Genomic DNA, 9,290 nt, shown 5'->3' with positions numbered 1-9,290 from the left:
TGCGGGTCGTGCGGCGTGGTGGTGTTGGTGGGGCGGGTGTCATGTGGCGCGGTTGCCGTGGTGGTGTTGGTGCGGGGGCGGCGGGTGGTGGCGCCTGGGTGGGGGCTGGTGGGGGTGGTGGGCAGGTTCGGTAGGAGGCCTTGGGTGAGGGCTTTGATGAGGTGCTTGCGCAGGGAGCTTTGCGGGATGGGGCCGTGGTGGTCGGCTTCTCCACCGGTTGCCGCTTCACCGTGGATCAACGCGGTCACCTCGGCAGCGGTCGCGTGGATCACCACGATCGCTTCGGCACCGATCGACGCATCGTCCGGTACCTCGGGATCCGGCCGGGCTGCGGCCTGACCAAGGTCGTCGGCGCGGTCGTCGTCGGGGTGCTCGGCCGCCGAGTCGTCCTCAGCCGGCTCGTAGTCGCGATCACCGAACGGATCGCCGCCGGCGTCGTCGAACGGCTCATAGCCACGATTGTCGAGCGCCTCGTCGCCACCGTCATCGAACGGATCCTGACCAGGCTCGCGGGACGGCTCGTGCCCGAGGTCGGGCGACTCGTGTCCCCTGTCGGCGGGCGACTCGTGGTCACGCTCGTGAGGCGGCTGGTGGCCACGGTCGTCGAACGGGTCGTAGCGACAGTCGTCGGGCGGTTCGGTGCTGAGGCCGTCGAACGGGTCGTAGCGACAGTCGTCGGGCGGTTCGGTGCTGCGGTCGTGGGGCGGTTCGGTGCTGGGGTCGTGCGGCGGTTCGGTCGCCATGGGTGGCGTGAGGTCGTGGGTGTGGCTGTTGGAGGCGGTGTGGGTTCGTTGGTTGCGGTGGGGTGGTTCGTGGGTGGTGTTGGCGCCCGGTTCAGCCGGGGCCGGTTCGCCCGCGCGGGTGGCGGTGCCGGTGGAGGTGGCCGCGGGGGTGGTCCTGGTGCGTGGGAGGAGGCGGTTGAGGGCGATGTCGGCGCGGAGTTGGCCGGTGGTGCGGGGGTCGCCGTTGCGGCGGGCTCGGGCGGCTGCACGCGACAGGCTGGTGGAGACGGCGGCGGCGTCGATGGCGTCTTGGTCGAGGATCAGCACTGCGCGGCCGTCGCCGTCGGGAATCATCCGGACGGAGCGTTCGTCGTGGGCGCGTTGGTGGCGCCTGCTGCTGGCGGCCGGGCAGCGGTGCGCGGTTTCGCGTTGGCATTGCTGCTTGAGGTCGGTCAGTGGGTGGGTGCGGGCCCAGGCCAGGACGGCGGTCTCGGCGGCGCGGAGATCATCGAGGTCGTCCAGGACCGATAGCTGGTCAACGATGGTGAAGGCGGCGCGTTCGGTCAGCCACCCTTCCCGCAGCGCGTGGAGGGTGGCGGGGAAGTTGTGGACGAGTTCGCACGAGGTGTGGATCCGGGCGGTGGCGTGCGGCTTGCGCAGGTTGAGGATCAGCGCGATCTCGTCGGCGACCGAACGCAGGTCACCGGCGTGCCAGCGGCGCTCCCCCGGGGCCGCAGCCCGGTCGCCGGGCCGCGGGTGACGGTGACCGAGATCAGCCGAGACACCGTGCAGGGCGTCGTCGAACCCGGCGATCGCTTCGGACTTCCATGCCGCTACGCGTGAGTTCATCCGTTCCAGCGCCTCGAGCCGATCCGCCCACTCATCCGCAGACAACCCGGTCGTGTCCTGCGACGCCAAAGCCTCATACAACGCGACCCCGCCAGCAGGATCATCGGCGACGTCGTGACACAGCAGACTCCGGCGGCGCCGATCCTCAGCAGACTGCCCGGTAGATCGTGACGAGGCAGGCCTCAGCGGGACCGCGAGGTGCGGCCTGTCTGCTGGTTCGTCGCCGGGTAGCTTACTCATGCACTCGATACTATGTTCGAATACACTCAGTATCAAATCAGTTGTCGGGCGATGTGATCGAGGGCGGATCCCTTCTCGGACAGCGTTCGCTGAGGCACGACCGTGGGTGGCCACGGCCTTGTCGAAGACGACGATCGCGGCTTCGGAGCATCTTGCCCCGTGCTACGTGGGAGACGAGGGCTAGCGGGAGTGGCCGTCGATGAGCTGGGAGTCAGCGCACTTCCGCCTGCGGATGAGTATGTATTCGGTGGCGTCAAGCTGCCGGCAAGCGTTCGCGGCCGGACAAAGGCTTTACGTCGCAGCGCGTGGTCCTGGCGATACATCCGATACTTGGGGTGCGGCGAGTTCGCATGGTGGTTCGTCATCGTTGTCCCGCTGACGTCGTGCACGGTGCTGTTCTGGGTTGCCGCGAACAAGAACCTCGAGCAGCTCGGTCAAGGACCACTGATCCTTCACGAGTCCTGGGGGATCTGGAAGCACCGCTGATCTTCGGGCTCGCGACCGGCGCCTGCCTGTGGACGCTGTACGCCGATGCTGAAAGCCTGGCTCCCGTTGTCGTACTGGCTGCGCTGCTCCTCCTCGTCCTGGTCATCGCGAGCGCCCTTTTGACCAGCCCCAGGGGTCCTCGGCTGTCTGGCTGGGTGCCAGCTTCGCCGGTGTCATCGTCAGCGCGTTGACTAGCTTTTCGTTAGTCACTCACTCCTTCTACTAGCTCGGCGCGGAAGTGTCACCACCAAGAGCCCTTGCAGAGTCACCGATGTCCTGAGACGTAGCAGCCGGAAGATCGGCGGTTCGGCCGGCGTCGGATTCGGGAGTCAGGTCGCCAGGAGGTCTCGGGGTGGGAGGCCGGTAAGGGCTTTGACTTCTCGGGTGAGGTGGGCCTGATCGGCGTACCCGGTGTGGGCGGCGACGGAGGCAAGGGGGAGTCCGGTGCGGGCGTTGGTGAGGGCGCGGTTCATCCGTAGTACGCGATCCAGCATCTTCGGCCCGTAGCCAAAAGCCTGGAGAGAGCGGCGATGGAGTTGGCGCTCGCTCAGACCAACGCTGTTCGCCAGCGCCGGAATCGCGACTCCTCGGCGTATCCCGCGCACCACTTGGCCGATTAGCCGATCCGGTGGCTCGTCGAACAGCGCGACGGCCGCCTCCTCCAAACCAGGCGCGGGATGAGCAGCCTTCCCGACCTGATCGGCCAGCCGTCGACTGCGACCAACCGACCACAGATCCGCGAGTGGCACCTGCTGATCGAGAAGCTCCTGAGCCGGTACGCCGAGGAAGCCGGCCGCCGTGCCCGGCGCGAACCGGATGGCCGCGAACCGGACACCGGCCTCGGATGATGAGACATAGGCGCGCGTATCCGGCCCGGCAACAACCAGCTCGCCTTCGATCCACAGCAGATCCATGCAGCCGTCCGGAAGGATCCGGTACGACCCGCCGTCCGCAGTACGGGTCCACAGCACAGCGCCAGGCAACCGCGCGGCCCGCTCGCAGTACGGCTGTGGTTCGTGACTCACCCGACCAGTCTTGCGCGCACCACCGACAAAATCAGTTGGGCACGGTCCAGAGGGTGTCGGCCGAGATCGTCAACCGGTAGTTGCTAGCCAGACTAGCTGCGCCGTACGGCGTACCGTATTTCACCACCAGATCCACCCGCCAACCACCGACGTATGCACTGTGTGAGTCTCCGTCCAGCTGGTCGTCGAACCACATGTCGACCGCCGGCAGACCGTTGCCCCCGGCAAGTCCCAAGGTGAGGTGGACCAGGTCGGAGAACGCCTTCTTCGTCTGGGCGCCGTTCGCGTCGCGCGAGGTGTCGTCGGCGCCGATGATCAACTGCAGGGTGCCCTTCGAGCCCACTGTAGAACTCAGTACCGACAGTCGGCCCTTGCCGTCGCGGAAGGTGCTGTCGCAGTCCTCACGCGTCGCGTTGCAGGTGAAACCCATGGCGCTGAAGGCATCCGCGAGCTTGGCCGGCGGGTTGGCCATCCGGATGTCCGGTACGGCGAGTTGGGCGGCGCCCGATTTCGCCGCGCTCACCGTCGTACCGCTTGCGCCGTCCCGCACGTGGTACTTCCCCCAGCTCCCGTCGAACGACGTGTCGTCGACCTTCCCCACATTGGCGACGGTCTGAGCGACCTTGTCCTGGTCAGCCGCGAACACGACCGGAGCGACCGCCTGGAATGCCAAGGCCAGTTCGACGAACGAAGCGCCTTCCCGCTGACCGAGAGCCTTGAGGTTCAGTCCGATCACCGTGCCGTCCGGCTGGTACTGGAACAGCACCTCGCTCGAGGTCGTCCCCTTGTCTCCCCAGCGGAAGCAGCCCGCCTGCCCACCCGCGTTCCCGGTGTACCGCACCGTGCACTCCAGGCCCTTGGCCGTCAGTGCAGCCGACAATTTCAACGCCTGACCAGTCGTCGTGCCCCCGACCTTGACCACGTTCGGCACGGTCGAGGGCGCGTACGCCGGCGCACTGCCCCCACTGTCACCGCGCTGCGTCAGCCACACCAGGGCCCCACCCACGATCAGGACCAGCACCACCCCGAGCGCCACCAGAACCCCAACCCACCCACGCTTCCCAGGCGGCGCCCCACCCCAACCCTGCCCCGCTCCACCCTGCCACTGCCCTTGCTGGTGAGGGGGTTGGGTCGGGTAGGGCTGGCTCGGGGGTTGACCAACGGAGCCGTACGACGACATGGGGATCCTTCCGGGGAACGCGGGGGCTCCCAGAACATACCGGCGTACGAGGTCTTGCTAGCTCGCCGGCGGGTACTGCGTGAGGTCGATGTCGATCACCTTCACGCCGGTCGGGATGTACTTGACCAAGGCAACGTTCTCGCGCACCAGCTCGTCGCCGACGATGTCGCCGGTCCGCCGGTCGATCACCGTGCGCCAGATCTCGTTGCGACGGAAGTACTCCGCGCCGGCCCGGAAGAACCGCTCGCCGCGCGCGAACACCCGGTACGACGAGGAGGTGCTCTCCTCGGCGAGGATCTCACCTTCGAGGTACCGCTCGCTCACGCCGACCTTCACCTGGAACGTCTGGTCGGTGTCGTTGCGGAACTGGAAGTCCACGTAGTTGTAGACGATGCTGCAGCCGACTCCCCAGGGCAGCACCCGCCCGTTGTCCGGGAACGGGTCGAAGCTGTGCGTCGACCGTTGCGTCACGGTCAGCGGCGAGTGCAGCACCATCCAGTGCAGGAGATTCGCCAGCTGGCAGATACCGCCGCCGATCCCCGGTCGCGCCTGGCCGTTCGAGAGCCGCATGCCCTTCAGATAACCCTTGCGCCGGGTCGCGTTGCCGACGAGCTTGTTGAAGGAGAACGTCTCACCCGGCCGGATGATCAGGCCGTCGACCTGCGCGCATGCGAGCTTCAGGTTGGTGACCTTGTTGTGCTGCATCCACATCTCGGTCTCGCCGAGCTGGCGGAGCAGCAGCGACTTGTGCCGCTTGACGCGGACCGGAAGGTCGTCGCTCTGCCGGGTCTGTGCGAACGCGGTGTCGGAGCGCATCCACTCGATCCGCCGCCGGGCCCGGTGGTACCTGACCGCGACCGGATAGAGCGCCGGGATCCGCTGCGACCAGCGCCGCGCACCTACCTGCGGCAGCACCCGGGCCAGCTCGGCCGGTGTCAGCTCCGCGGTCTCGTCGAGCTCCCGCTCCTGCAGATTCGTCATGGTGGTGGTGCTCTCAGTCATTCGTTCCCCCGGAACGGACATGATCGATCCCCCTGATCGATCGGCAAACGGTACGCCCGCCCGCATGTCAGTCGGATAGCGACAGCCACACGATCGAGTTGCGCCCAGTAAGACGCCACTCCACACCCAAAGTTCGATCCAGTTGCCACAACAACCCATTCCCGACCCCAAAGGGCACGCCATCGCACCCGGCCAAGCGCGTGAGTGACGCTTGGGCCCAGCGAACTTGAGGTCTCGAGGTTCATGGGTCAACCGAGTTCGAGGGCGGTGCAGATCCATCGGCCTCGGTGGACTTCCAGGCGGAGGGCGATGGCGCGGGAGCGGTCGCCGTACCGGACGTGGGCTGCTACCTCGGCGACCTTGCTGACCGGTTTGGAGACGTGGACGGAGCGGACGGCGCTGCGTTCCTTCTGGCCGCGAGCGGTGGCGGTGGTGGTGAGACCGAGCAGCCGGACGCGGCGGTTGAGGTCGTTGAAGACGATCGCGTCCGTGAACCGGACCAGCTGCGAGATCGGCCGGTCGCCGGCCAATACCTCCGCCATCGCCTGCACCAGCTTCGTCGCCCACGTCTGCGCATCCGGCAGCTGCGGCCCCGTCGGCACTAGCCGGAGAGTCGGCGGTGCCGGTACGACGGCCGGCTCAGGCTCCACCTGATACCGAAGAGCCAAAGCCCCCTGCGTCATCGAAACCTGTTGCACCGGCCTCTTGCGACCAGATTCGATCGGCGTAGGCCCGACGGACACCGCGCTACACGGACCCACCCCCGCAACAGCCGCAGCATGCTGAAGCACCCGACCACCAGCACCCCCAACCCGCTCCATCCCAGCGAGCTCTCCACCACGCCGACCCGCGCAACCAGAACCACCGTCGCCCTGGCTGGTGCTGACCGAACCACCGTCGCCCTGGCTCGCGCTGACCGAACCACCGTCGCCCTGGCCCGTACTGGCCGCAGTTGCCGGATGCGAGGTCAGCCCATCGGGCGCTGGGTGGTGCTGGGGAGAGGTATTAGAAGCGGCTGTGTGCTGGCTCCCGTCTATGAGCGCTGCGGGCTCCTGCGTCAGACCGGCGGGCTCTGGCTGGTGCTGCGGCGCGGCGGCGGAGTCACCGGCGTGCTGCCTCGCAGCGGTGAGTGTTGCGGGGTGCTGGGGCGCGCGGGTGGGAGTGACGTCGTGCTGGGACGAGGTGGTGGAGTCACCGGCGTGCTGCATCGCAGTGGTGAGCGTTGCCGGGTGCTGCGTCAGACCGGCTGGCGCTGGGCAGTGCTCGGGCGAGGTGGTGGAAGTGGCGGTGTGCTGGATCGGGTGGGTGGGGGCGGGTGGTCGGGGAGGTGGGGACGCGGCGGATCGTCGTAGCGGATCTGAGGTGGGGTGGGTCGGGGTGGAATCGGGGAGAGGGTGGATGGTGGCGTGGGTGTGGGTGCTCATGTCACTTCTCCTGGTGGGTTGGCGGCACGGGGTGGTGGGCTGAGGGTGGCGGGATGTGCAGGACCTGTCCGGGGTGCAGCAGGTCGGGGTTGGGGCCGATCAAGGTGCGGTTGGCGGCGTACCAGTGGGGCCAGCGGGCGGCGATCGCGAAGTCCGTCGCGTCGGGGCCTAGCTCGGCGGCGGCCAAACCCCAGAGCGTGTCGCCGTGCCGGACGACGTGCGTCGCGGTCCGCAGCCGGTGTCCTGAGCGCAGGTCGGTGTAGCGAGTCGGAGCACCTTCGGTGGGGCGATCCGGAATTGCGACACGTCCCGCCTTCGGCTGATCCGGCCGAGCATCAGCGCCGAGATCGAGAGTCGACGCCTTCTCGATCGCCCGGAAGTCACCTGGCGACTCAGGAACACCTGGGGGCCTAAGGGTTTTAACCGGTACTGCGGGGCGCTGGCTCGCATCCGCTGCGGGTACCGGCTGAGCGCTGGGACGACCGCCGGGGTGCGCCACGGTGGTGCGCTGCTCCGTCGCCGGCGCGTCGGTGAGGCGCAGGGTCGAGGCCTTCTCGGTTGCCCGGAAGTCCGCAGGCGACTCAGGAACGCCGGGGCGTCGTCCAAGGGGTTTCGCCGGTACTGCGGGGCGCTGGCTGGCGTCTGCTGCGGATGTCGGCTGGATGCTCGGTCGCTGGCTGAGGCGCGCGGTGATGGGGTGCTGGCTGTTGTCCGCTGTGAGTGTCGGCTGGGGGCTCGGATGGTCGGGGTGTGCCGCGGTGGCGCGCTTGCCGGGGTGGGCTGTGGGTGGGGTCTTGGTGAGGCCCAGGGATGAAGGGGATTCCGGGGTGCGCCACGGGGTGGGGGTGGTTGGGCGGAGTGTGGAGGGGGATTTGGCCAGGGCCCAGTCGGCGGTGGGAACGGCGGTGGTGGGGGTGGCGTGGGCTACGCCGATGGTGAGGGGAGTTACTGCGGCTAGGCCGAGGGTTGAGCGGAGGAGGGCTCTCGAGGCTTTTGAGGTGATCCGGCCTGCGACGAGTGAGGCGGCTGAGCCGATCGCGCCGGGGGTCTGTTCGAGGAGGGTTGCGAGTACGGCGATCAGGAGCCAGGCGTAGGCGATCCAGGCGACTGCGCCGACGGTGAGGAACGCCATCGAGGTCAGGTCCCGCGTACTCGCCGAACTGACCGCGCCGGCGGTCGTCCAGCGCAGCCCGAGTCCTGCTGCGGTCAGGGCGGCCGCTGCAAGCAGCACTCTCAGCCCTCGGATCATGGCGTTCATCTGCTTTGACCTCCGATCTATGAGTTTGCTTGAGTTTGCGTCGTGCTGATCAATATAGACCTGCATAACTGACCTTTGGCAAGCCACAGGGGCAGGCAAAGTTTCACGGAAAGTGAGAGGGGAGCACGGAGAGTGCTGATGAAGTAGGTTCGGAGGTATGCGTCTGGATGCGCTGTTCGAGGACCTGGAGTCGCAGTTCGCTGCGCTGCAGGAGGGTGATCTGTACGGCGAGGTGGCGGATCGGATCCGGGCCGAGCTCGGCAAGATCACCGTGCTCGACCGGCTCCGGGGCGCTGTCGGCACCGTCGTACGGGTCGAACTCACGCACGCCGAGCCAGTGACCGGAAAGCTCAGCAGGGTTGGCAAGGACTGCGTGCTGCTGGAGGCCGAGCGCTACGAGGAGTGGTTGATCCCGGTCAATGCGCTGGCTGCGGTCCATGGGCTCGGTCCGTGGGCGGAGCAGGCTGAAGGTGCGATCGCGGCGAAGCTGGGCCTGGCGCATCTACTCCGCGGGATCGCGCGGGACCGTTCGCCGGTGACGCTGTTCGGCGCGGCTGCCGGGGCGCATGCCGTGACCGGCACGATCGACCGGGTCGGCGCCGACTTCCTGGAGATCGCGGAGCACCCGCTCGACGCGCCCCGCCGGCGTACGGAGGTCCACAACTCCCGACTCGTGCCCACCCAAGCACTAGTCGCCGTACGTCGCCGCTGAGCGCCGCGGCAAGGCGCTAGCCTCGTACGCCGCCCGTTAAACGCCCCGTGCGCCGTTGAGGGTTAGGCGTCTTCGGTGATGTCGGCTTCTTCGCCGAAGGGGTGGGTTTCGATGAACTGTTTTGTCTCGGTGTAGAGCCGCTCGATGTACTTCTCGAGTTCGATCGACTCGACCCGCCACTGGCCGCGGCCGCCGATCTTCACTGCGGGGATGTCACCACGCCGGACCAGCGCGTAGACCTGGTTGGCGGAGATGTTCAGGACCTCCGCGACGTCGGCGAGCTGGAGGAATCGCGGTTCCGGCATTCCTTTAGTTTGCCACGATTCGCATCCGATTGCCCTCGTTTGTCCACAGGACACCGCGCTGTGGATGACGCCGAGCATGAGATCCCG

General features: G+C 67.7%; 9 protein-coding genes. 2 read left to right on the top strand and 7 right to left on the bottom strand.

From position 1 onward, the window contains the following. From ABZ004_RS34570 to ABZ004_RS34550, 5 genes are all read right to left on the bottom strand, one after another. Positions 1-1,811, bottom strand: a 1,811-nt coding sequence (locus ABZ004_RS34570; RefSeq protein WP_355685640.1) for a DUF222 domain-containing protein, incomplete at its 3' end; no start/stop codon positions are given. 815 nt (positions 1,812-2,626) lie between these two features. After that, positions 2,627-3,322, bottom strand: coding sequence for a helix-turn-helix transcriptional regulator (locus ABZ004_RS34565; RefSeq protein ID WP_355685639.1), 696 nt, complete (start codon positions 3,320-3,322; stop codon positions 2,627-2,629). A 31-nt stretch (positions 3,323-3,353) separates the two neighbouring features. After that, positions 3,354-4,358 carry a hypothetical protein gene (locus ABZ004_RS34560; protein ID WP_355685638.1) on the bottom strand — a complete coding sequence of 335 codons (1,005 nt, stop codon included), beginning with the start codon at positions 4,356-4,358 and terminating at the stop codon, positions 3,354-3,356. A 201-nt stretch (positions 4,359-4,559) separates the two neighbouring features. Then, complete coding sequence (locus tag ABZ004_RS34555) at positions 4,560-5,504, bottom strand: VanW family protein (protein ID WP_355685637.1); 945 nt, start codon at positions 5,502-5,504, stop codon at positions 4,560-4,562. Between the two features lie 248 nt (positions 5,505-5,752). Then, on the bottom strand, positions 5,753-6,187 hold the full coding sequence (locus ABZ004_RS34550; RefSeq protein WP_355685635.1) for an Rv3235 family protein: 435 nt from the start codon (positions 6,185-6,187) through the stop codon (positions 5,753-5,755). A gap of 96 nt (positions 6,188-6,283) precedes the next feature. Here ABZ004_RS34550 and ABZ004_RS34545 point away from each other — a divergent pair, with 96 nt between their 5' ends. After that, positions 6,284-6,856, top strand: coding sequence for a hypothetical protein (locus ABZ004_RS34545; protein ID WP_355685634.1), 573 nt, complete (start codon positions 6,284-6,286; stop codon positions 6,854-6,856). Between the two features lie 73 nt (positions 6,857-6,929). Here ABZ004_RS34545 and ABZ004_RS34540 read toward each other — a convergent pair whose 3' ends face one another. After that, the gene (locus ABZ004_RS34540) at positions 6,930-8,186 is read right to left on the bottom strand and encodes a hypothetical protein (RefSeq protein ID WP_355685632.1); all 1,257 of its coding nucleotides are present in this window, start codon (positions 8,184-8,186) and stop codon (positions 6,930-6,932) included. Between the two features lie 157 nt (positions 8,187-8,343). Between ABZ004_RS34540 and ABZ004_RS34535 the strand changes: the two genes are divergently transcribed. Then, complete coding sequence (locus ABZ004_RS34535) at positions 8,344-8,898, top strand: hypothetical protein (RefSeq protein WP_355685631.1); 555 nt, start codon at positions 8,344-8,346, stop codon at positions 8,896-8,898. A 62-nt stretch (positions 8,899-8,960) separates the two neighbouring features. On the opposite strand, the gene ABZ004_RS34530 is transcribed toward ABZ004_RS34535, so the two are convergent. Next, a complete protein-coding gene (locus tag ABZ004_RS34530) occupies positions 8,961-9,203 on the bottom strand; it encodes a helix-turn-helix domain-containing protein (RefSeq protein WP_355685629.1) in 243 nt (80 codons plus the stop codon). Positions 9,204-9,290: the final 87 nt, after the last annotated feature.

This window comes from Kribbella sp. NPDC006257 (genome assembly GCF_040613535.1).
Classification (GTDB): Bacteria; Actinomycetota; Actinomycetes; order Propionibacteriales; family Kribbellaceae; genus Kribbella.
Note: the sequence above shows the minus strand (reverse complement) of the source record. Positions and strands in the feature narration are given on the sequence as shown.

What these genes read in the sequence shown, in the direction of transcription:
- ABZ004_RS34555 (WP_355685637.1), bottom strand. Translation starts at nt 5,504, where the DNA reads ATGACTGAGAGCACCACCACCATGACGAATCTGCAGGAGCGGGAGCTC.
- ABZ004_RS34530 (WP_355685629.1), bottom strand. Translation starts at nt 9,203, where the DNA reads ATGCCGGAACCGCGATTCCTCCAGCTCGCCGACGTCGCGGAGGTCCTG.
- ABZ004_RS34545 (WP_355685634.1), top strand. Translation starts at nt 6,284, where the DNA reads ATGCTGAAGCACCCGACCACCAGCACCCCCAACCCGCTCCATCCCAGC.
- ABZ004_RS34550 (WP_355685635.1), bottom strand. Translation starts at nt 6,187, where the DNA reads ATGACGCAGGGGGCTTTGGCTCTTCGGTATCAGGTGGAGCCTGAGCCG.
- ABZ004_RS34540 (WP_355685632.1), bottom strand. Translation starts at nt 8,186, where the DNA reads ATGAACGCCATGATCCGAGGGCTGAGAGTGCTGCTTGCAGCGGCCGCC.
- ABZ004_RS34535 (WP_355685631.1), top strand. Translation starts at nt 8,344, where the DNA reads ATGCGTCTGGATGCGCTGTTCGAGGACCTGGAGTCGCAGTTCGCTGCG.